Below are 22,964 nucleotides of genomic sequence, written 5' to 3'. Positions count from 1 at the left end.
ATGTCCCACCACAACAATTAAAAAATGCTAAAATTACATGGCTACAAACCGGGAAACTCAATCCTCCAATCTACTTTTATATATAGCTTTGAGTATGTTTTAGTTCATTTGTATGCTGAAAGTTCCGCTTAAAAAAGCTAATGGTAAAATCTATAGGAAGTCTATGCTGCTTATAATCAACTAGAAAACTGAATTAATTGGGTCAGGGGTCAGGGGTCAGGAGTAGTTAATCTGAATTTGAGAATATTGCACTGTAAAATCTTCCTCCCCAATCAAATCTGCCTCAATACCCTCTAAAACAGCTAAAACTTGATTATTATTTTTGTTTTGAATCGTAGTCGCCCCATCTTCGGTCATATAGACAATGTTTAACTCTTCAAAAGATATACTTTCGGTAATACCGATTAAATCTATACCGTTTTCAAAATCAACAATAAAATCTTGCCCTAAACCTGGTTTCAAAGCAAAAATATCTGCACCGCCGTTTCCATGGAGATAATTTATTCCCGCACCACCCTTAAGAAAATCATCTCCTGCGTCTCCATAAAGAGTATCATTACCATCTTGCCCTAATAAAATGTCTGGATTGGCACCGCCTCTGAGGATGTCATCTCCCAGACCACCATTCAGAAAATCTTCCCCATCATCACCATTTAAATGATCATTTCCTGTCATTCCGACTAGAAAGTCATCTCCTTCGTCTCCATTAAGAGTGTCATTTCCTGTCATTGCGATCGCCAAATCTTCGCCATTACCACCATTGAGAATATCTTCTCCACTTCCACTATTAAGAAAATCTTTCCCATCATCACCATTGAGAATATCGTTACCTGAATCGCCCAGCAGAAAATCATTTCCCTCGTCACCATTGAGGGTGTCGTCTCCTTCCAAACCTTGGATGGTATCGCTACCAGTCAAACCATCGAGAATGTCATCATTCAAAGAGCCTAGTATTTTATCACTTTCTGGAATGGGAGAACGATCAACAACTTGGACATTGACAACACTGGTGTCGTATAAATCAGCCGTTGAATATCGTAAGTCATTTGCTGTGGGTATCTTATCGGCAACTCGAACGAACAATTGATAATAACCAGAATTGTATAATTGAGATTGTTTTCCTTCGGTAAAATTATTAGCTGCTTCTCGATCTAGATCCTCAAAATCCGTTAGAGTGATTGTCCCAGTATTGGAATCAATATTGAAAGGGTGTATGCCATCACCATCTAAATCTTGATTGCTAGTTTCAATTAACTTTGGATCTAAATCTAGATCGTTATAGTATTGAGTAGAATTTGGATCATCATCATCTTGAGTAGAATCTAGATTGGGTTTGCCAGCAATTAAGGAATAGTTAAGCTCATCCCCCTGAGGATCACTAAAGTTAATCTGACCAACAATAGTTCCGGGAGTGGCATTTTTATCGATGCTAAAGTTCAAATCTCCCGAACGGGGATTTTTTAAATCATCTACATCTAATTTGGGTTCAAAATATCTATACAAAGAAGATCGACCAACAATATACTTTTGTTCGTCTTCTACAAGCTCAAATTCTATTGTTTCATTAGGATCGAAAACAGAGTCTGACAGAAAATTGAAGTCAATTGTTGCATTGGTTTCCCCTGGTACAATAGTAATAGTTGAGTCAGTAATATTTGCAATATTTTCCCCTAGAATAATTTCGTAATCTAAATTAGGAGTTGCGATCTTCGGTAAGAAACCAAAGCCATATTCAAGACTACCAACTCTTGTGGTTAAAATATCCAATCTGGCAGAAGAATTCCCTAACCCATTTTCGCCTTCTCTAAAAAAATATTCTTCTTTAGTTTCATCTATATAACCTCCGCGAGCATCATAAAAAATTCCGCTAATTAGAGATATATAGCTTCCAGTTGGTAAATAATGTCTGGGTGAAGAACTTGAATCATTATATTCAGCACTGTTGTCTGTTAACTCAGTAGAATTTCCATCTACGTCATAAAAAAGTTTTTCGCTGACATCATAGAAGCTACCATCAGCATTATAATATTTGTCTTCAGCCGGATCGTAATATCCACCATCTGCATCATAATATTTATAGTCTGCTAGATCGTAATAGTTTTCTTTTTGAATAAATAAGTGTTTAGATTCAGGATCATAAAAATTATTTCCAATGTATCGATGTGAGTAAAGATCTTGATATTCAGCAGGAATAGCCGATCTATCTAAATAATTTTCTTTAGTTAAATTCTTGTAATTAATAATAAATCCATTTTCTGGTGCTGGTTTAGAAAGGTTTATATTTAGAGTATTCTCATCCGGGGTGAAGCTAACTACAGGTAAATTGGATTCCTCAATATAAATAGCACTGGAATAAGAATCATATATTTTATCTGGATCGTGAACTGCATCTGGACTTTCAGAATTGTTATTTTCTTCAGATTCAACTATCTTATTGTCCGGATCTATAATTGCTCCAAAATAATATATATCTTGGTCTGACCAAAAAGTACTATCTGGATTAGGCAAAGTTACAGAAATTCGCATTCGTGTAAAACTGTCTCTGACATATTTAATGTCGGTACTGTCTTCGCTTTTTCCATCGATGCCGTCCGCAAAATTGTATTGACCAAGGAAATAATCGCTAGTATCAATAGTTGAATCGGTAGAAATATATAAATCTACATCAAAGTCTTCTACTGATTCCGTACCACCGTTACCAATAGATAGATTTCCCTCAAATGATTCACCCTTGTACAAAATAAAATTTGGAAAATTTTCTAAATATTCTGCTCCAAATCCTGGGTAAAATATGCCGTATAAATCTGACAGTGACATAATTTTTATTTAATAATTGTTGATAAAAAATTAGAAATAAATGCGATCACAAAACTAGCCGATGATATTGCTGTAATTCGTGTTCACGACCTCTTGTCCGTTATAAGCTGGTGACAACAGCAGCGTCATCAGTAGAAAGCGAGTAAAAGCGACCTCTTTCTCAAATTAGATTTGGTAAAAATCTAACTGTTATTACTGTGATAATTTTGAATGTATTGAGATTACGAACTAATTAATCGGGCAAATATACACATGAGATTCGCGATCGCCAAATCTTTGCTACTAACACTTCAGATTTAGTATTACAAGCAATCAAATAAACTTGTCCTAATACAACTTTATACGGCTATAGTAAAGATTGTCTGAAAGACGTCAGTTCGACAAAGGATATTTGGGTAGCAATTCTCGAAAATATTCTCTATTTTCAATGCTGATAGGAACGAAAAATATAGCCTATTGCCTGTTGCCTATTCCCGATTCCCTACTTCTTACCATTAAATTTTGTACTCATCGAATTCACGTTGAAAGGCTTATAGCTTGTAGCTTATGGCTTATAGCTATTAAGTTCATCTCTAAATTTTTTAATTCCCATTAAGACGTTAAAACTGTAATTCTGTTTGACTTGGCTCATCAGTTTTAAATCCCAAATGTTGATAAGCTTTTTCTGTGACCATTCTGCCGCGATGGGTTCGGCTTAAATACCCAATTTGTAATAAATATGGCTCATATACTTCTTCAATAGTTTTACGGTCTTCTCCAGTAGCAGCAGCGATCGCTTCTAAGCCTACAGGTCCACCATGAAACTGCTCGATAATAGTATTTAACACCAAACGATCAGTCCAATCTAAACCTTGAGCATCCACATCAAATAGCTCCATAGCAGTTGCTGCCAGTTCTTCGGTAATGATTTCTGCTTTGTGCACTTCGACATAATCCCTAACTCGTCGCAATAAACGATTGGCAATCCGAGGGGTTCCGCGAGAACGACGAGCAATTTCCTCTGCCCCTTCTTCTTTAATAGCGATGTTAATAATTTCTGCCGTACGCTTCACAATTAAGGTCAATTCATCTAATTCATAAAATCTCAGCCTCTGAATCATGCCAAAGCGATCGCGTAACGGTGAAGATAGGGAACCCGCCTTAGTAGTTGCCCCCACCAAGGTAAAGGGAGGTAAGGGAATACTACGAGTTTTAGCTGTCTGACCTTTTCCGATAGTTACATCCAGGCGAAAATCCTCCATTGCTGGATAAAGCAATTCTTCTGTCATGCGATTCAAGCGGTGAATTTCATCAATAAACAGAATATCTCCGGGTTTAAGATTGACTAGTAATCCCGTAATATCTCTGGGACGCTCTAAAGCGGGTGCCGAAGTTATTTTGCAGTTAACTTCCATCTCGGCTGCCAAAATCAACGACATCGTCGTTTTACCCAAGCCAGGAGGTCCATAGAGTAACAAATGATCCAGAGGATCTTTTCTACCTTTGGCTGCAGCGATCGCAATATTGAGAATACCTTTTAAATCCTTTTGTCCAATATAGTCTTCTAGTCGCTGAGGACGAATTTTATCCTCGTTCTGTTCAGTTTCCTGCGTGTTAGCCTGGGCAGACATCAAGTTAGGATCTGATTGTCGTTTGGGAAGTTGACGTGGCAGTTGAGGCTTGGGATTAGAGGAGTCAGAGGATCTTTTAATTGCCATTGCAGCTTTTAGTGTGGCTATTACTTTCTCAGTCTAGATTGTACTGTTATTGTTACATTAACCTTCCTTATACCAATTTCGTTTAAGATTGCTACACTTCATTTAGGAAAGGGAACAGGCAACAGGCAATAGGCAACAGATTCAGAGAATTGATGTGTAGCAGTATTTTTGGAAATTAGTATTACTGCGTTAAAGATGACGATTCCTATTTATCTTTCAAGCTGATAAAAATAATCTGCATGATATTAAACTAGTTTCAAGATAACGATTTTTCTAGGAGTAAGATTTTCTATGCGTCTGACTGTACCGATGACCATGATGGAGTTTTTTCGTAAAAGTGCAGGTAAATGGTACACCGAAAGAAGTGTTCATCACTTTGATGTAGTAGCTGATGAATCTGGAGAGTCCAACTTGATTGTGAAAGTTGTGGAACCCGATGATCCCAAAGTTAAGCAGGTTTGCGAGTTGCAGGGTATTGACCCTACAAAAGCGAAAGGAGGTGGTAGCTTTAGCTGGCAAGATAACTTAGAAGAAAAAGAACCCAATCCTAACTATGCGGCAATTTTAATTGATGTTCCCGATGATGAGATAGGACGCAGTGGCAAACTAATCCGAGATAAAGGTTATGTTGATGGCTTACCGGTAATTAGTCGCTATTGGTTTGGGGAAGATGGCATTCTCACTATCAACACGGACTACGATAATAATCAGGGACAGGAACGCTGTTGGTTTTTAACAGATGACTTTCGAGTTCGAGTTAGTACTGTGCAAATGCTCAACGGCGTTAGCCTGATGGCTTATTGTTCCGAACGTCGTTGTGTCTCAACCGATGAACTTAAAAAAATGGCTCAAAGTCATGTTAGTTAATCAGTTAATCAGCTTTGATGAGACTATTTTTCTCCAGAACATAGAAGGAATACTATTGAATAGAATACTGCTTCAATCAAACCAATAATATTTTAATGTTTATTAATCTTATTGCTGATTACGGTATTGGCGACCCTGCATTCTCTGAAGTTAGCCAACGCTTATACCAAAAGCTTCCTTCTGCTAAAATCCATTGTTTAAGCGTTCCTCCATTCAGTACTCTAGCAACCGGATTTTGGATTGCCCAACTCGGTCTTAATCCTGGTCCTGCCGAACGTTTAATTTTTCATAATTGCGCTCCTCGTCAAGATAATCTTGAAGCTCGACCCGATAATGAAGGAGAAGGACTGACTATACTAAATTAGAATCACTATGATGTCTTGATTAAGTTTGACTCGATCTCAGATTACTAAAATATTTAGGCAAAAATTTTAGATATTATATTTTTCCCAGGGGTGATAACGTTGTCCATAGTAATCTAAAATGGCTGTAACTTTTTGCTGGGCGTTTTCCTCGATGTTTTTTGCATAATTAATTTGTAGAGCTGCCACTTGGCTTTGATAATAGTCGAACTTTTCTGCTGGATTATGATTTGTAGAGCGAAGAATTAAACTCGCATTAACTCCCTCGACTTGTCGTAGATGAGCTGCGACTTCTCGGTATACTGCTAGAGGTAAGTTAAGACAAGTAAGTTGCTGTTGTTGGTTCTGTTGTTCAATACTTGACGACTGCATAAAATGGATTTTGACATCAAAATAACTTTACCAACCCATTTTCACACTTTCTTTCCTGGTCTGAGATCATAAATCTCAGATACTGGGGCAGAATCATTGCATAATATAAAGATATGCTAAGAGTTTTGTGGGGATAAATCGCTCAAAAAGATAGTAACACCTCAAGACTCATAGGATAAATAAATTCCTAGATAGAACAAATTAATACTCATTATGAAAACTGTTTCCGATAGTAAAAGGGCTTTTTATGCTTCTTATCCTCGACCCATTAACTCTGTTTATCGCCGAGTGATCGAAGAATTGTTAGTAGAGATGCATCTACTATCAGTTAACGCAGATTTTAAGTTAGATCCTATTTATTATTTGGGAATTGTTACTTCTTTTGAGCGTTTGATGCAGGGATATCAACCAGAAAGTGATAAGGAGCAAATTTTTAATGCTTTGTGCACTTCTACAGATAGCGATCCAGAAACTTATAAATCCCAAGCAGGAGCTTTGCTCTCTATAGCAAAAGATAAATCGACAGATGAACTAGTAGATTGGCTGAGTAACCCCACAGCAGAAAACGATAGTAGTCATATCGTTGAGCCAATTAAGGCGATCGCCACTAATGATAATTTTAAATATAGCCGTCCCTTTGCTATTGGCATTTACACTCTTTTAGAAGAATGCGATCATGAGCTAGTTCAAGATCAGGAAAAGCGGAACCAAGTTTTAGATACTATTGCCGAAAACTTTGGTATATCCGGCGAAAAAATGAAAAAAGATTTAGAGCTATATCGTAGCAACCTAGAAAAAATGGGTGAGTTGCTGAAAGTGATTGAAGATGTTCTCGAGGCTAGTCGCAAAAAAAGAGCCAAAAGAGCAGAAGAGAAACAAGCTAAAGAAGCTAAAGAAGCCGATGAAGTAAAAGAAGCAACGGCAGAATAATTGATGGTCAGACTAGAGGTAGAACAGGCTCAAGAATTTTATCTGTTTTGAGCTATTTTCTAAATTTAGATAAGTATCTATCTAAAAGCTAAGAGCTATTATTTATTAGCTTTTAGCCTTATATTGTTCATCGATTTTTTTGCTGATTACGAATTCCTTCAAGATACTCTCCAAACTGAATTGTCTCTCGAAGCAAAATTAAATCGTTCTAGTACTAGTAGTCTGCCAATTTTGAAATGATAGATGCTAAAAAAGTTCAGAGTACTCGCTAAGCGAGAAGCTACCCTAAAGGACTAGCTGTCGCGTCGCGCAACGGAATTCGGAATTAGAAGTTATAGGTTATAGGTTAATCCAGAGTCAAAAGATTTACCCCTCAATTCAAACTTGTTAGAGTACTAGTCCTTAAGTACCAGAAAAATTTGGGAGTTTAGATCGAGGTGGTTTAATACTTTAAATTTCTAACATATGAGTATTAGAGCTTTTAGACAATTCTCAGGAGACCTTAATCAATGAACTGGCAAACTTTTTCAGTACTTACAGCAACTTTGGTCATCTTACCTCTAGGTACTTATGCTGCTCAACCAAATCCAGAGGTCAATAGTACTCAAGAATTTAGAACAAATAGTGTGCAACTGGCTCATAACCATGGTAAGCACGGGAGAAAATGGGGAAGAGGTGCTGGAATGAAAAAATTATTCCAACAATTGGATCTCACCTCAGAACAATCTCAGCAAATTGAAGCCATACAAGAACAATTCAAAACCGACAACGAAACTTTGCGTCAACAAATGCAAACACAGCATCAAGAAATGCGATCGCTTATGGCTAGTGATGCTACATCCGAGCAATTAAGAGCACAACATCAGCAGGTTCAAGATCTACATCAGCAATTAGGTAATAATCGCTTTGAAACTATGCTCCAAGTTCGAGAAGTACTTACTCCTGAACAACGTACACAAATGGCAGAATTGATGGAGCAACATCAAGGTAAAATGGGTCGTCATTGGCAGTAAATTTCTTGATTACTGATTACTGATTACTGATTACTGATTACTAGGATTCAGGTGCTAAATATTGGCTTAGCTTTGATACTGCTCCAAGACCCAAGAAAGAGTAATCTGTAATTATGGAGGCTGCTTAGGGCTAATAATCTTCTCCCTAAAAGCAAGAGGAATTCCACCGATCAGGTAGTTATAAGCCTAAAGTCTGCAAAATGTTTTAGTCTTAACAGTGGCTTTTTTAAAACTATCAAATATATGCTGATTGTTATCTGTGGTGCGACTGCTAGCGGTAAATCTGGTTTGGCTTTAGAAATAGCACAACGTCTAAATTCAATTATTATTAGTGCTGATTCTCGCCAGATATACCGCGAGTTTGATATTGGTACTGCTAAACCGTCCCTAACGGAACAACAGTTAGTACCTCACTATCAGATAGATATCTGCGAGCCGACTGAGATCTTGACTCTTGCTGAGTATCAACAGCAAACTCAAAAAATCATTGAGAATTTTTCAACAGATTTTCCCCCTCTTCTCGTTGGTGGCACAGGGTTATATTTAGATTCAATTACTAAGGGCTTAAAAATTCCCCGAGTATCGCCACAACCAGAATTGCGATCGCAATTATCGGCTATCGGACAAACTCAGCTCCATGCTTGGTTATCTCAAGTTGACTCAGCAGCAGCCCAAAAAATTCATTTAAACGATCAGTTTAGAACTTTAAGAGCCTTAGAAGTATTTTATGTCACAGGAATCCCTATTTCCGCACAACAGGGCGAAAATCCGCCTAATTATCCTATTTTACAAATTGGTTTAGATTGTGATGTAGCAGCATTAGATCAAAGAATAGCTACTCGTACCAACCAGATGCTTGAGATGGGACTGGTTAAAGAAGTGGATTATCTTTGCCATAAATATGGTGCCGATTTACCTTTGTTAAATACTCTAGGTTATTCAGAAATTAAACAATATTTGGCGGGCGATCTTAATTTACAACAGGCGATCGCTTTAACCGTTACTCACACTCGCCAATTTGCTAAACGTCAACGAACTTGGTTTAGAAAAAACCAGAAAATAAACTGGTTTGATAACACTAGTCCCAATTTAGTTGCAGAAGTTTGGCAAAAAGTACAAGAATTTGCTAATTGCTAATTGCTATTTGCTATTTGTGGTATTTCACAAATCCAACACAACTTTGTCTGTCTTAGGTTTAGAAATACAAATTAATACCGAACCTTCATCGGGTTCACTAGCGGGGGATTCAATATATTCCACTTCTCCTTCTTGTAACTGACACATACAAGTCTGACAGACTCCCTGGCGACAGCTATAGTCAGGATCGAGTCCGTTGGCTTCGGCAAATTCTAATAAAGTACCGTTATCTGGTGTCCAGGAGGCAGTTTTATTTGAATCAGCAAAAACCACTTCCGAGCTAGTTACTGTTTGCTGTTCCTGGCTTTTCGGTTGAGATTTGCCTTTAGTCTTACCACCACCAAAAGACTCAGTAAAGACATTGTCATCGGGTACATTTAATTCCTCTAATCCTTCTTGCAGAGATTCCATGAAAGCAGGAGAACCACATAAGAAATAAACGGCGTTAGCTGAACCGTTATGTGTCTCACGAATTTCTGGAATGATGGTATCTTCTAACAATTGCTTATTGGCGTAACCCTGTGAATGATATTGTCCTTCATCTTCTGGACGAGGACGACTATAGCGATAATGAATATGGAGATTGGGATAAGATTCGGTAATTGCATTCACTTCCTCACGGCAAGCATGGTATTCTCCATTACGCGCTCCGTGAACGAACCAAATATGACGCTCAGGATTTAGTCTGGCAGAAGCTTTTGCCATGCTGATCATGGGGGTAATTCCCACGCCATTACTAATTAGTACCGCAGGAACAGAGCTATCAACGTCAATGTAGAATTTACCACTCGGCGGTTTACAAGGAATAATCGAGCCTTCACTAATGCGATCGTGCATAAAGTTAGAAGCCACACCTGGAGGAACATCTAAACCTTTGGGAGAACTTTCACGCTTGATCGATAGGCGATAATAGTCCGTAGGCTGAGGGTAGTCTGAGAGAGAATAAGTACGAATTATGGGGCGTTTTTGTTCTGGAATATCAAGCTTAATGGTTAAAAATTGACCAGGCTTAAAATCAGCAAATTCACCTCCATTTACTGGCTGAAAATAAAAAGAAGTAATTTCTTTACTCTCTGGCTCTTTTTTGACAATCTTGAAGTCGCGCCAGTCTTTCCAAGTATTTTGAGCAGTATCTTGGCTTGAAGATTGGCTTTTGGTTGAGGTAACACTAGACTGGGAATTATCTCTAACTACTAAACCAATACCTGCACCAGCAATAAATGCCAACAAAGATGCGTAGACACCAACTTGGTTAGCTGATTTATCTTTAGGATTATTCAAACCAATTGCCACTGCTGCTATTAAAGTCGCCATCGCGAATGATGTACTCGCAGCAGTGATAATTCTGAGTAGAGGATTTTGGATTTTACCAAGACTTCCCAACATAGTGTTCCCCGATCATTGTTTCTGAACACATTAGCAAGCAAAATGATGAGGTAGCTATTTTATTTACGTCAGCTTAATTTTTCTGTAAGTCTTAGATGAAATTTTCTATGAAGCTATTTTGTTACTAGATGCAAAAATTTTTCTAGCGCTTGAACCATTGTGGGCGGCCAACGACGAATATTTTCAATCCAGTCTAAATCCTGATAGCGATTATCTAATCCTACTGCTGCGACCCAATTGCTCTCTGCTTCTCCTTGCTGTCCCTCTACCCATAAAGCTGCTGCTAATGCTGCCCGCATATCAGAATACATGGGATATTTTCGGACTAGATTACGCATCTGACGAATGGCTTCAGGGCGATCGCCGATTTGATACATCATTAAAGAAGCATTCCCCCGTGCGATCGCAAAATTAGGGGCAATGTTTCCTGCTTGACTATAATCTTCCAGAGCTTCCTGCCACTTTTGTTGTCCTGCTTTGGCATTTCCCCGATTGTTCAAAGCAACTGGATCTTGAGGGCTAATTTCTAATACTTGATTGTAATCTGCGATCGCCTGCTCCCAAAGTTTTTTTCCTTCATAGGCTATACCACGATTCAGATAAGCATCAGGGTATTCTGGGGCAATTTCAATAGAACGATCAAAATCAGCGATCGCTTCTGTTAATTTGTATTGACCAATACGAACATTACCTCGATTACTCCAGACAGCAGGATTTTCGGGAAATTTATCAACTAGTTCTGTCCAATAGGATTCTGACTTGGCAAAATCACCTTGCTCGGCAGCACGAAATGCTTTTTTGGCGATTTCTTCCCCTTGAGTAATTTGTTGTTCGGTAAGGTCAGAAACTGGATTGGTGAGGGCAATACTAGATTCGGCAGCACTAAATATCCAGAAAGAAACAATTAAAAATAAACTTATTAACCAACGGTTCATTATGATTATCTTGATTTTAAGGTTTAATACCTAAGATAATCATAATCACAACGTAGCACATAAAAATTCAAAATTATACATAAAATTAATTCCACTCCAAGCGAACAAATAAAAAATACCTAGTAATTAGAATTGCATAGTTCTAAGATAGTATCGATCCAATATAAATCTCGATCTCGATCTCTTTTTAAAATTAATATTTGATGAAGCTCGACAACCTGAGTTTGATAAGCCTGTAGTAATAAGCCTAAAGCCTTAAGTATGGATTTTTGCTCTAGAAGAGTATATGAAAGCTGCATAACCTCAATCAACATTTCGCTCCCACGTTGTTCGAAGTGAGATGGGGAACCGAAGCCTGATGATGGAAGGCTGTGATGCAAGTAATCATCGAATTGAATTAGAATCCATCGAAAACTATCTAATTGAGATTGGGCATAAAAAAGCTCCCCACGCATAACTCGACGGTATACTTCTTCTGCATAGGCTAAACCTTTGCTTATTAGTCTATCAACGTCTTCAATATTCAGCAGAGTAAACTTCGATTCTTGAGAAAGTTGAATAACTTGCTGTACTAATTTTTTAGGATCGTAAATTACTTGAGTTGGTAGCAAAAACCAAGGTGAAGGCTTAAGTTCCTCTGGCTTGAAATAAAGCACGTCAACTTTGTTAAATGGTTTAAAGTGAGAGACACAAACCCAAGATCTACTTGCCCATTCGTTGAAAAGCCATTCTCCCCAATGTTTAGGAGCAGAAAAACGCTCTAAGATGAACTGCTCATAAACTTCTTGCTGAATTACAATCCGAAAATCAATATCTGAAAATTCGTCTGCTGAACCTGCTGCAACAGAACCTTGAATATATATAGCTTCAACACCGCCCTGTGCCAGAAAATACTCAACAACTTTGTCAACTAAACATTTACGGGCTGAGTTTAACTCCTCTGAATTGAATAGCATTTTTAACAATAGATTTGGACGATATTTGTTTAGAATTAAGGTGTTTGCCGATCTGGCGTTGCTAAATAGAGATATGAATCATTAAATTTGTGGCTTATTGAATTTCTTGAAAGCTAAGAGCTAACGGCTAAAAGCTAATAGCTAAAAACAGTAACATTAGAAAATTCATGTTTCAAATCAGCAACGCCGCCGATCTTAATTCTCAGCAATATAGATTACTCATATATTCATTAATTAGTTCTGTAATGACTTTAATTCGCGTCCCAGAATCGTGGGAAATATCAGAAAATCAGATCACTCCACCCAGACTTTATTACAATCGCCGTAGCTTTATTAAAACTCTTGTTGGTGCAGGTATAGGAGCTAGCCTTTTACCCCTAGCTGGTTGTCAATCAGGAACTTCAGGAATTGGCAAATCTGCCTCTGAGACGGCTTTGGAAAAAAGCATTAATTTACCGAAGATCGAGTCATTTACCAAAAATCCTGACTTTCTCAAAGTAGATCGACCCATTGCCGATGAAAAAGTTGCAGCACAATATAACAACTTTTATGAGTTTGGTGGTACGAAAAAAATCTGGCTTGACGCTCAAAAGTTGCCAACCGAAAACTGGAAAGTTGAAGTAGCTGGCCTAGTTAAGAATCCCCGTACCTATGATATTGATACTTTAAAACAAAAATTTCCGTTAGAAGAAAGAATATACCGTTTTCGTTGTGTAGAAGCTTGGTCAATGGTCTTGCCTTGGCTGGGTTTTCCCATGAAGGCTTTATTGGAAGATGTTGAACCGACGCCAAAGGCTAAGTTCGTGCGCTTTACTTCTTTTTATGACCCTGAGATTACTAAAGGTCCGGGTTTTCACATTGGTTCCTTACCTTGGCCTTACACGGAGGGATTAAGAATTGAAGAAATGGCTAATGACTTAGCCTTCTTTGCCGTGGGCATTTATGGTCATGATTTACCAAAGCAGCATGGCGCACCGCTTCGCATGGTTACTCCCTGGAAATATGGCTTTAAGGGCGCAAAATCGATTGTCAAAATTGAATTTGTGGAGAATCAACCTGCTACTTACTGGAATACTATCGATTCTAATGAATATGCTTTTGAAGCTAATGTCAATCCTGATGTGCCTCATCCTAGATGGTCTCAAGCGACAGAAAAGTTTATTAGTTCTGGTCCTGGGATATCTTGGGAAATTAAGGAAACTCTGCCCTATAACGGTTATGGAGAATATGTAGGGGATTTATATACTTAATTGCTGCTTCTAGGGATAGATGTTGAGTTAGTTGAAGTGATGTCAAGATTGTTATAGTTTTGTAGCAAAAAAATATTTTATGTAGCATAAAGTATTTAAATCGAGCGTAATAAGTAAAAGTTGACCTTCTATAAATTGCACAATATTTAAGCTGTACCAATTAACCCATGGAAATTCTAGATTGCGATCGCCAAGGATGGTTAAGCAGAGGTAAAATCTTAGCGAATTTAGGCAAACACAAAGCAGCTTTAACTTGTTATGAGCAAGCTATGAAAATTAAGCCCAAATACTACAAAGCTTGGAGTGAAATAGATTTCATGCTCGAACTAGTAGGATGCTTGGAAGCAGCAGAAAATTGCTTTGATCGGGCTTTAGGAAAATTTGATGGCAAAGATGAAAAAATAGCGAATTTCGCCGAGCATCAGCAACAAATTCCGATTCCTGGAGCAAGTATTGCTAGTACCTGCTACAATCAAGCTTGTTTTCAGGCACTACAGGGAAATATTGATCGGGCGATCGCTTATCTACAACAGGCATTGACCTTAGACCGCAATAAGTATCGAGAAATGAGTCGACAAGACTCTGATTTTGACAATATTAGAGGGAACAAACTATTTCAAGAGGTGGTTGAGAATTACTTTATTGCTAACTAGAATTAACTTGACCAGGGTAGCTGTAATATTTACAGTCGTACAAAGTTGTATTAGGAAAAGTTTATTTGATTGCTCGTAAGTAATGAGTAACGAGTAATGAGTAATGAGTAATAAGTGTCCTAATGTCAGTCTGTATTGCTATATTTGACCTGTGGCGGCGAAACTTAACTTATTTTTTACAGAGTTTATCAGTTTATCTATCTAGATAGAGGTTACTACCGCAAAAAACTGTAAACTATTCAGGAGTAGTAACGAATTTAAAGTTATCAAAATAAAATAATATTTAAGCAGTTATTACTGGGTATTAATGCCCTATATCTGTTCTCATAGTGAAAATTCTACAAAAAATAATATTAGTTATATGGATATTACCAGCGACTTACACGTTGTTGAAACCAGACCTTTATTAAGCCCAGCATTTATTAAAAGCGAATTTCCTTTGCCAGAAAAGGTGGCTAAATTAGTCACTCAGACTCGTGACTCCATTCGTCATATCCTCGCAGGCGAAGATTCCAGAATTTTAGCTGTTGTTGGACCCTGTTCTATTCACGATGTTGCCGCAGCGAAAGAATATGGTCAAAGATTGGTTAAATTGCGATCGCAATTTAAGGAGCAGCTAGAAATTGTGATGCGAGTCTACTTTGAAAAACCTCGTACTACTATAGGTTGGAAAGGATTAATCAATGATCCTCATCTAGATAATAGCTACGACATTAATACAGGTCTGAGAACAGCAAGAGAATTACTATTGGATTTAGCCAATATCGGTTTGCCTGCGGCTACAGAATTACTCGACCCGATTACGCCCCAATATATTGCGGATCTGATCTGTTGGACCGCCATTGGAGCCAGAACTACAGAAAGCCAAATTCACCGCCAAATGGCTTCTGGTCTATCGATGCCAGTAGGTTATAAAAATGGTACTGATGGCAGTGTTACTGCTGCTATTAATGCTATGCTCGCTGCCAAGACATCCCACCATTTTTTGGGCATCAACCAACATGGGCTGGCAAGTATCGTTAAAACTACAGGGAATCCTGACGGACACTTGGTCTTAAGAGGTGGCTCAACTAAACCTAATTATGAGCCTGCCGATATCGCAGCCGCCACTAATGCTCTCAAACAAAAAGCGATAAATTCTAGCCTAATGGTTGATTGTAGTCATGGGAACAGTAGCAAAGACTATAACAAACAATCTTTGGTTTTGGATAGTGTTGTTCAACAGATTGAAGCTGGTTCTTCTAGTATTATGGGCGTAATGATTGAAAGTCATTTAGTTGCTGGCAATCAATCAATATCGCAAAATGGCAAATCATTAGTCTATGGTCAGAGTATTACTGATGCTTGTGTTAGTTGGGAAACTACAGAAACTATGCTTCATTCTCTAGCGGCTTCGGTTGCTAAAGGTAGACCTGGAATTAAGCAAAATATGGTTTCTGTTGCCGGAAAATAAGCAATTTTCGATGAATCTATCCACAGTAACCGAATCAGAGCGACAAAAGCTGATCCAAGTTGCAACTCAAGCTGTATCTAAGGCTTATGCTCCCTATTCCCAATTTCGCGTTGGTGCTGCGGTCTTAACCGAAACAGGAAAAATTTTTGCTGGTTGTAATGTCGAAAATGCTTCCTATGGTCTAAGTATGTGTGCTGAAAGAAATGCGATTGCCAATGCCATAATGGGAGAAAGAAGCGATACAATAAGGGTTAGAGCGATCGCTATAGTTAATAGCCAGAATGTCCCCTGTTCACCTTGTGGTGCTTGCAGGCAAGTAATCTGGGAATTTGGTCAAGAAGCTCAAGTTATTTTTTTGGGAAAACAAGGGTGGCAAGATTCAACTATAGAGGAATTGCTACCTGAAGGATTTTCTCTGTAAATAAGCATTGTAAACTTATCTCTTAGCTATATTCTAGAGAAGCTAATTATCAACAAATCAAGTCTGTAATGAAGTCATATCTAGCCGCCGCCATTCAAATGACCAGCAAGCCCGACCTTGTTAAAAACTTGGTTGAAGCCGAAGAATTAATTGAACTAGCAGTACGCCAAGGGGCAGAATTAGTCAGTTTGCCAGAAAATTTTGCTTTTTTGGGGAAAGAAGTCGATAAAGTAGCACAAGCAAAAGAAATTGCTGTAAAAACTCAGCAATTTCTCAAAAAAATGGCGCAGAGATTTCAAATTACGATTTTAGGTGGTGGCTTTCCAGTACCAGTATCAGGCAACCCCAACAAAGCGTACAATACAGCAGTTTTAGTTACCCCTGATGGTCAAGAAGTAGCTCACTATCAAAAGGTTCATTTATTCGATGTCGATGTCCCCGATGGTAATACCTACCAAGAATCTAGTACGGTAATGGCTGGTAAGAAAATACCCACAATCTATAATTCGGAACGTCTTGGTAAATTAGGACTGTCGATCTGTTACGATGTGCGATTTCCCGAATTTTACCGCTATTTATCTCGCCAAGGTGCTGATGTCTTGTTCATTCCGGCAGCTTTTACTGCTTTTACCGGTAAAGATCATTGGCAAGTCTTGTTACAGGCAAGAGCGATCGAAAACACTTGTTATGTGATTGCTCCTGCTCAAACAGGGAATCACTATGAACGTCGCTACACTCATGGTCATGCTATGGTTATTGACCCTTGGGGAGTAATTTTAGCTGACGCTGGCAACTCACCAGGAGTGGCAGTAGCGGAAATTAATCCGAATCGTATACGACAGGTACGCCAGCAGATGCCTTCTTTGCAGCACCGAGTGTTTGCTTAATGATGTTGCATCCTAATAACCACAATCAGAAGGCTCAACTTTTACTCTGGCAATTAAGTTACGAGTGTTGTCGTAATAATTAAAATTCAGCAGTACTCCCTCTTGAGGAAAAATTTGTGTAGCGGGATTGGTACAAATGGTGTTAGCTAAAGGTGTACGAATATTTCTAGCAAATTCTGTGCCGTCAATTTGAGTCGCAGAATAGTTAATCAGAGTATAGTTATAACTCAACATTTTTCCTGGTCCGGCAAAAGAAGAATCCCACTGAGTATCTTGATCGATCATCATCGGTAAGTTTTTATTCATCATGTTGGCAGTCTGAACCAAGAGTTCGGAAATATTTTTTTGTTCTGCTCTAGCAGTAGATTGCCAACCTATATTAGTCATACCAGTTAATAAAGCTATTCCTAGTAGTGACTTGGCTTTCATTTTTGCGGTGATCATGAATTTAGATTTTTAAAATACTCAGCTATTAAAAGTAGTTGTCTTGTATTTTAAAAGTGTTTTATTGTGGTAGCAGGCAATCTAATTACCAAAAGATTGTGATCTTGAGTTAATTTTGATCGTTACCCTTGATTTTCAATTTCTAAATCCAAATATTCTCTAAATCCAAATATTCATTAAGAAACTTTGCAAATTCATAAAGATATTATCGTTACCTTGTCTCAGTAGTGGTGTGATAACACCTAATCAAGATAGTCTGAGTGAAGCAGTTTTAATTTTATTTTTTTATCACCTAATGACCGCTATAGATACTAACTCAACCAAGAAATCTCAACCTTCAACCCCTCCTGCTGACTCTAAAGAAAGAGTGAGTCAGTTCATGAAACAGCTACAGGATGAAATTTGCGCTGGCTTAGAACAAGTTGATGGAGGTGGCAAGTTTAGGGAAGACAGTTGGGAAAGAGAAGAAGGCGGTGGCGGACGTTCTCGCGTTCTATCAGATGGAGGGATTTTAGAACAAGGCGGAGTCAATTTCTCGGAAGTTTGGGGCAGTCATTTACCTCCCTCTATCCTTAAACAACGTCCCGAAGCAGAGGGACATGGTTTTTATGCTACGGGAACTTCGATGGTGTTGCATCCCTATAGCCCTTATATTCCAACAGTTCATCTCAATTATCGTTATTTTGAGGCTGGTCCCGTTTGGTGGTTTGGCGGTGGTGCAGATTTAACTCCTTACTATCCTTTCGCCGAAGATGCAGCTCATTTTCATCGTAGTTTTAAAGCTGCATGCGATCGCCATAATCCGGAATACCATCCTGTATTTAAGCGTTGGTGCGATGAATATTTCTATCTCAAGCATCGTGAGGAAACTAGAGGAGTGGGAGGCTTATTCTTCGATTATCAAGATGGTACAGGAGAATTATATAAAGGTCCTCACCCGAATAAAGCAGCAGCAGAATATAGCAAGCAGCTAGGGGAGATTGAACATCGTAATTGGTCAGATTTGTTTGGGTTTATTCAAGATTGCGGTAAAACTTTTTTACCGGCTTACTTGCCGATTATTGAACGACGCAAGGATATTGAGTATGGAGAACAGCAGCGTAACTTCCAGCTATATCGTCGCGGACGTTATGTCGAATTCAACTTAGTATATGATCGGGGTACTATTTTTGGCTTACAGACCAATGGACGTACAGAGTCAATCCTGATGTCTTTACCACCTTTAGTTCGTTGGCAATATAACTATCAACCAGAACCCAATACTCCTGAGGCAGAACTATATGAAACTTTTCTAAAACCTCAAGATTGGGTAAATTGGCAGACTTCCCAGAGTCAACAAAAGGATGAGGGATGAAGGATGGGGATGAGGATTATTTGGAAGCAGACCTGCACCTCTCCCAATGTTTATATTTTAGAACTTAAACCAAGGGTAGTGATAATGATTCGGTAATCCTCATGCACCTTAAAATTGCTAGTTGAATTATGATCTTAGTAAATAAGCAAGTTTAGAGTATCAATAATAGAGTTCAATCAAGAAATTCATGAGTAATACTAGTAACTTTAGAAAAGCAATGCAGGAGGCGCAAGGACAGGCGATCCTTGGTCCTAATGTTATTCCTAATGCGCTTCCTTATTTAGGTGGTGGTCTCGTCTTAACTGCCTTAGGAACTTATGGTGGTTTAGGAGTGATTGCTTCTCGTCCAGATTTGTTTATGCCCACTTTTTTTGGAGCATTAATAGCAGAATTAGTGCTCTTCTTTGTGGCACGGGGAGTTGCTCAGCAGGGAAATAATAGCACCGCTTTGCCGTTATTAGCACTTTATAGTCTTTTGTCTGGTTATACCCTTAGTGGTATTGTTTTCCTCGCTCTTAGTAATTCAGGAGTAGGAATTCAGGGAGTGGGTATTGCTGCTCTTGGTTGCGGTGTCACCTTCATTTTAGGACGTAACATTGGTTCTAACCTGTCTGACGAAGATGGTTTAGCGCTAACTCAGACAGTGCAACTCGGCGTTATGGCCTTGTTGGTTGTCTTAGTGGGACAATTACTGCTCTCTTTCTTTGGAGTGTATACTCCTGGTTGGTTAGAAATTGCTATTTCTGGTATTGGTGTTGCTTTATTTGCCGGGGTTGCAGTAGTAGATTTTTATATCCTCCCCCGTACCTACGAAGATGAGCAGTATTTACCGGCAGCTCTTTCGATGTACCTTACCTATATCAACCTCTTCGTGTTTATTCTGCGTTTGTTGATTGCTATAAACAGTAATGATTAATTACGGTTAACTAACAGTTAACAAACCTCATAATTAAATTATTATTTTGCCGCTTCTAGTTAATTTTGGAGCGGTTTATTTGTAATTAATCAGTTACAGCCCGCAGAAAGATGATGGTCTCTAACTAACGAAGCGATCGCCCCTAGAACTTTTGACGATCTCAATCAATTAGAAGAAATTATGGTTCAAAGATGCTGTACTCTACTTCAACAAGAAAAATTGATTCCAGGATTGACTAACTATCAATTGCGAAGCAAAAGCGTTGAGTAGTTGACTAAGGTAGGGTAATCCGCATGATTGTGGGTGGGTATTCTTGAACCTTTGATCAGAGGGAATCAGACAATAATTATGAGTACAAAGCAATTTATGACTGATAGTGTAGTAGCAAATATGGCTGTACTTGAAAAAGGCAACATTACAATCCATACCGAGAATATCTTCCCCATTATCAAGAAGTCTCTCTATACAGATCACGAAATCTTCTTGCGGGAATTAATCTCTAACTCCGTTGATGCAATCTCAAAACTAAAAATGGCATCTCTGGCAGGAGAAGTGAAGGGAGATATTGCCGAACCGCAAGTTAAGATTGCCGTAGACAAAACCAACAAAACCATCTCGGTTTCTGATAATGGCATTGGCATGACTGCCGATGAAATCAAAAAATATATTAATCAAGTCGCTTTTTCCAGCGCCGAAGATTTTATTAAAAAATACGAGAAAAATGCCAATGAACTCATTGGTCATTTTGGTTTAGGTTTCTATTCCGCATTTATGGTGGCACAAAAAGTAGAAATCGATACTCTTTCTTATCAAGAGGGTGCAACTGCGGTTCACTGGTCTTGTGATGGTTCTCCTGAATTTGAACTAGTCGAAAGCGATCGCACTACTGTGGGTACAACTATCACCCTCACGCTGCAAGATGAAGAATTGGAGTACGCAGAACCCCAAAGAGTTAGACAGTTAGTCAAAACCTACTGTGACTTCATGCCGGTCAAGATTGTGCTCGACAATGAACAAATCAATAAGCAGGATGCACTCTGGAAAAAATCTCCCCAAGAATTGACCGACGAAGACTATTTAGAATTTTATCGATACTTATATCCTTTCCAAGAAGATCCTTTACTGTGGGTTCATTTAAATACTGATTATCCTTTCTTGCTGAATGGAATTCTCTATTTCCCCAAACTAAAACCAGATGTAGACTTTTCCAAAGGACAAATACAACTATTTTGTAATCAGGTATTTGTTAGCAAGCATTGCGAAGAAATTATTCCTGAATTTTTGATGCCATTACAGGGTGTAATTGATAGTCCTGACATACCCCTAAACGTTTCTCGTAGTGCTTTAACCAACGATCGCACTGTCCGTCGTATTGCAGACTTTATCACCAAGAAAATTGGCAATCGTCTCAAGTCTCTTTACAACGAAGACCGCAAAAAATATATTAGTTCTTGGTCTGATGTTGGTACTTTTGTCAAATATGGGGCTATTAGAGACGAGAAATTTAAAAAGCAGGTAGAAGACTTGATTATTTACCGTACTACCTATCAGGCTGATACTGTTACCAAAGAAGAAGCTCCTAAAGTAGAAGTACAGTCAGCTGGTGACGATGCCTGGTCCGATATTTCTGATAACCAAGATTCTGCATCAATTGAACCTTATACTACTCTCAATGAGTATCTCGAACGTAATAAAGAGAAACAAGAAAATCGCGTTATCTACTGTAGTGATCCTAGTACTCAAAATACTTACGTCGAACTATATAAGAATCAAGGTTTAGAAGTATTATTCCTCGATTCATTTATAGATGCTAACTACTTTATACCTTTCCTCGAAAGAGAATATTCTGAAGTGAAATTTGCTCGTGTTGATTCCGAATTAGATGAGACCTTAGTAGAAGAAGATAAAGCTCAAGAAATTGTTGACCCTACCACCAATAAAACTCGCAACGAAATAATTAAAGAGTTGTTTGAGAAAGCGATTAATAAACCCCGAGTCAACATAAAAACCCAAGCTATCAAATCAGAAGATCCTCAGGGTACTCCTCCAGCAATGGTCTTACTACCTGAAGCCATGCGCAGAATGCAGGAAATGGCAGCTTTAATGCAGGAAAAAACGATGGCGTTCCCTGAAGATCATATTTTGATGATTAATACTTCTCACCCCTTAATTCAAAATCTATTGGATTTAAATAAAAGCACTATTATTCAAAGTGGCGATGAATCCAATTCTATGGTCAACTTAATGTGCAATCATATCTATGATCTGGCATTAATGTCTCAGAAAGCTTTTGATGCAGAAGGAATGAAGTCTTTTGTGCAGCGTTCCAATCAAGTATTAACTAATTTGACTAAAAAATAAGTATAAGTTGCTAAAACAATCTAAGTAAGGGACAGAGATAATTTTGTTTGTCCCTTTTTTTAGTCAAATTTTAGGTAAAAGTTATGTATAATTGGAAATTGTGGTCTTTAGTCTGAGGTTAATCATGGCTCGTAAATGTCAAATAACAGGAAAAAAAGCAAATAACGCCATGGCGGTTTCCCACTCCCACCGTCGTACAAAGAAATTGCAAGGTGTTAATTTACAATGGAAACGAGTCTGGTGGTCAGAGGGTAATCGTTGGGTTAGATTGCGTTTATCTACTAAGGCAATCAAAACTTTAGAGAAAAGAGGAATTAATGCCATGGCAAAAGAAGCAGGTATCAATTTAAATAAGTATTAAGTCAAATTTATAACAATTCTTTCTATTGCTCTAAAAAAACCTGGCTAAAAGATAAGTGTTTATACTTTTCCCAAGTAACACATGTGAATACTACACATAGTTTAGTCATAATTATTGATTTATGAGAATAAAAATAAAAGCTTAATAGGTTTGGGAAATGAATGTAAATGTATAGGTATCGTTATAATTGCAGAAGCGAAACACTAATTAAACGATACCTGCAGTCCCAATTAATTCAAATTTAATTGATCAGTTGGCACATAGTTTGACATAGTTTATTATTAATACTTTTAAATATCCATAAAGGTTAACTTTGTGTTTTACTTTACTCTAGGATTAATCTAGTTTCAAATTTTTAATGGCAAAAGAATTTGATAGTTAGAAATTAATTA

The 22,964-nt window shown here is 38.1% G+C and carries 20 protein-coding genes and 1 pseudogene; 14 read left to right on the top strand and 7 right to left on the bottom strand.

The features are described from left to right. Positions 1–216: 216 nt before the first annotated feature. Together PLEUR7319_RS39945 and ruvB are read right to left on the bottom strand one after the other, a co-directional pair. Positions 217–2,817: a CARDB domain-containing protein gene (locus PLEUR7319_RS39945; RefSeq protein WP_019503994.1), complete on the bottom strand. Its 2,601-nt coding sequence runs from the start codon at positions 2,815–2,817 to the stop codon at positions 217–219. A gap of 599 nt (positions 2,818–3,416) precedes the next feature. Beyond that, complete coding sequence (gene ruvB / locus PLEUR7319_RS0104435) at positions 3,417–4,427, bottom strand: Holliday junction branch migration DNA helicase RuvB (protein ID WP_371265392.1); 1,011 nt, start codon at positions 4,425–4,427, stop codon at positions 3,417–3,419. Positions 4,428–4,805: 378 nt separating this feature from the next. On the opposite strand from ruvB, the gene PLEUR7319_RS0104430 reads away from it, so the two are divergent. Beyond that, a complete protein-coding gene (locus PLEUR7319_RS0104430; RefSeq protein WP_026102300.1) occupies positions 4,806–5,381 on the top strand; it encodes a phycobiliprotein lyase in 576 nt (191 codons plus the stop codon). A gap of 95 nt (positions 5,382–5,476) precedes the next feature. Then, positions 5,477–5,734: pseudogene (locus tag PLEUR7319_RS0104425) on the top strand (hypothetical protein); the annotation flags it as partial. 78 nt (positions 5,735–5,812) lie between these two features. Here the strand turns inward: PLEUR7319_RS0104425 and PLEUR7319_RS0104420 are convergent. Next, positions 5,813–6,115, bottom strand: a complete 303-nt coding sequence (locus PLEUR7319_RS0104420; RefSeq protein WP_019503990.1) for a hypothetical protein — start codon at positions 6,113–6,115, stop codon at positions 5,813–5,815. A 213-nt stretch (positions 6,116–6,328) separates the two neighbouring features. On the opposite strand from PLEUR7319_RS0104420, the gene psb29 reads away from it, so the two are divergent. The 3 genes from psb29 (at position 6,329) to miaA (ending at position 9,195) form a co-directional block, all read left to right on the top strand. Beyond that, a complete protein-coding gene (gene psb29 / locus PLEUR7319_RS0104415) occupies positions 6,329–7,045 on the top strand; it encodes a photosystem II biogenesis protein Psp29 (RefSeq protein ID WP_019503989.1) in 717 nt (238 codons plus the stop codon). Positions 7,046–7,554: 509 nt separating this feature from the next. Beyond that, complete coding sequence (locus PLEUR7319_RS0104410; RefSeq protein ID WP_019503988.1) at positions 7,555–8,058, top strand: Spy/CpxP family protein refolding chaperone; 504 nt, start codon at positions 7,555–7,557, stop codon at positions 8,056–8,058. A 243-nt stretch (positions 8,059–8,301) separates the two neighbouring features. Beyond that, positions 8,302–9,195 carry a tRNA (adenosine(37)-N6)-dimethylallyltransferase MiaA gene (gene miaA, locus PLEUR7319_RS0104405; protein ID WP_019503987.1) on the top strand — a complete coding sequence of 298 codons (894 nt, stop codon included), beginning with the start codon at positions 8,302–8,304 and terminating at the stop codon, positions 9,193–9,195. A 24-nt stretch (positions 9,196–9,219) separates the two neighbouring features. On the opposite strand, the gene PLEUR7319_RS0104400 is transcribed toward miaA, so the two are convergent. The 3 genes from PLEUR7319_RS0104400 to PLEUR7319_RS0104390 form a co-directional block, all read right to left on the bottom strand. Next, positions 9,220–10,581, bottom strand: coding sequence for a 2Fe-2S iron-sulfur cluster-binding protein (locus tag PLEUR7319_RS0104400; protein WP_019503986.1), 1,362 nt, complete (start codon positions 10,579–10,581; stop codon positions 9,220–9,222). Positions 10,582–10,694: 113 nt separating this feature from the next. Further along, positions 10,695–11,516, bottom strand: coding sequence for a tetratricopeptide repeat protein (locus tag PLEUR7319_RS0104395; protein ID WP_019503985.1), 822 nt, complete (start codon positions 11,514–11,516; stop codon positions 10,695–10,697). Positions 11,517–11,635: 119 nt separating this feature from the next. Next, a complete protein-coding gene (locus PLEUR7319_RS0104390) occupies positions 11,636–12,472 on the bottom strand; it encodes a nucleotidyltransferase domain-containing protein (protein ID WP_019503984.1) in 837 nt (278 codons plus the stop codon). A gap of 245 nt (positions 12,473–12,717) precedes the next feature. Between PLEUR7319_RS0104390 and msrP the strand changes: the two genes are divergently transcribed. From msrP to PLEUR7319_RS0104365, 5 genes are all read left to right on the top strand, one after another. Further along, a complete protein-coding gene (gene msrP, locus PLEUR7319_RS0104385; protein ID WP_026102299.1) occupies positions 12,718–13,722 on the top strand; it encodes a protein-methionine-sulfoxide reductase catalytic subunit MsrP in 1,005 nt (334 codons plus the stop codon). 167 nt (positions 13,723–13,889) lie between these two features. Further along, a complete protein-coding gene (locus PLEUR7319_RS0104380) occupies positions 13,890–14,375 on the top strand; it encodes a tetratricopeptide repeat protein (RefSeq protein ID WP_019503982.1) in 486 nt (161 codons plus the stop codon). A gap of 361 nt (positions 14,376–14,736) precedes the next feature. Continuing rightward, positions 14,737–15,828 (top strand): 3-deoxy-7-phosphoheptulonate synthase, encoded by a 1,092-nt coding sequence (locus tag PLEUR7319_RS0104375; protein WP_036799264.1) that lies wholly within the window; start codon positions 14,737–14,739, stop codon positions 15,826–15,828. Between the two features lie 10 nt (positions 15,829–15,838). After that, positions 15,839–16,249, top strand: coding sequence for a cytidine deaminase (gene cdd, locus PLEUR7319_RS0104370; protein WP_019503980.1), 411 nt, complete (start codon positions 15,839–15,841; stop codon positions 16,247–16,249). A 68-nt stretch (positions 16,250–16,317) separates the two neighbouring features. Next, positions 16,318–17,136, top strand: a complete 819-nt coding sequence (locus tag PLEUR7319_RS0104365; RefSeq protein ID WP_019503979.1) for a carbon-nitrogen hydrolase family protein — start codon at positions 16,318–16,320, stop codon at positions 17,134–17,136. Between the two features lie 12 nt (positions 17,137–17,148). On the opposite strand, the gene PLEUR7319_RS34265 is transcribed toward PLEUR7319_RS0104365, so the two are convergent. Further along, complete coding sequence (locus PLEUR7319_RS34265) at positions 17,149–17,580, bottom strand: hypothetical protein (protein WP_019503978.1); 432 nt, start codon at positions 17,578–17,580, stop codon at positions 17,149–17,151. A gap of 295 nt (positions 17,581–17,875) precedes the next feature. On the opposite strand from PLEUR7319_RS34265, the gene hemF reads away from it, so the two are divergent. From hemF to rpmB, 4 genes are all read left to right on the top strand, one after another. Further along, the gene (gene hemF, locus PLEUR7319_RS0104355; protein WP_019503977.1) at positions 17,876–18,934 is read left to right on the top strand and encodes an oxygen-dependent coproporphyrinogen oxidase; all 1,059 of its coding nucleotides are present in this window, start codon (positions 17,876–17,878) and stop codon (positions 18,932–18,934) included. A gap of 187 nt (positions 18,935–19,121) precedes the next feature. After that, complete coding sequence (locus PLEUR7319_RS0104350) at positions 19,122–19,850, top strand: Bax inhibitor-1 family protein (protein ID WP_019503976.1); 729 nt, start codon at positions 19,122–19,124, stop codon at positions 19,848–19,850. Positions 19,851–20,240: 390 nt separating this feature from the next. Next, complete coding sequence (gene htpG, locus PLEUR7319_RS0104345) at positions 20,241–22,211, top strand: molecular chaperone HtpG (protein ID WP_026102298.1); 1,971 nt, start codon at positions 20,241–20,243, stop codon at positions 22,209–22,211. A gap of 124 nt (positions 22,212–22,335) precedes the next feature. Beyond that, positions 22,336–22,572 carry a 50S ribosomal protein L28 gene (gene rpmB, locus PLEUR7319_RS0104340; protein WP_019503974.1) on the top strand — a complete coding sequence of 79 codons (237 nt, stop codon included), beginning with the start codon at positions 22,336–22,338 and terminating at the stop codon, positions 22,570–22,572. Positions 22,573–22,964: the final 392 nt, after the last annotated feature.

The organism is Pleurocapsa sp. PCC 7319, from assembly GCF_000332195.1.
In the GTDB taxonomy this organism is placed as follows: domain Bacteria; phylum Cyanobacteriota; class Cyanobacteriia; order Cyanobacteriales; family Xenococcaceae; genus Waterburya.
The sequence above is the reverse complement of the archived record's forward strand: the minus strand, read 5'-3'. Positions and strand labels throughout refer to the sequence as shown.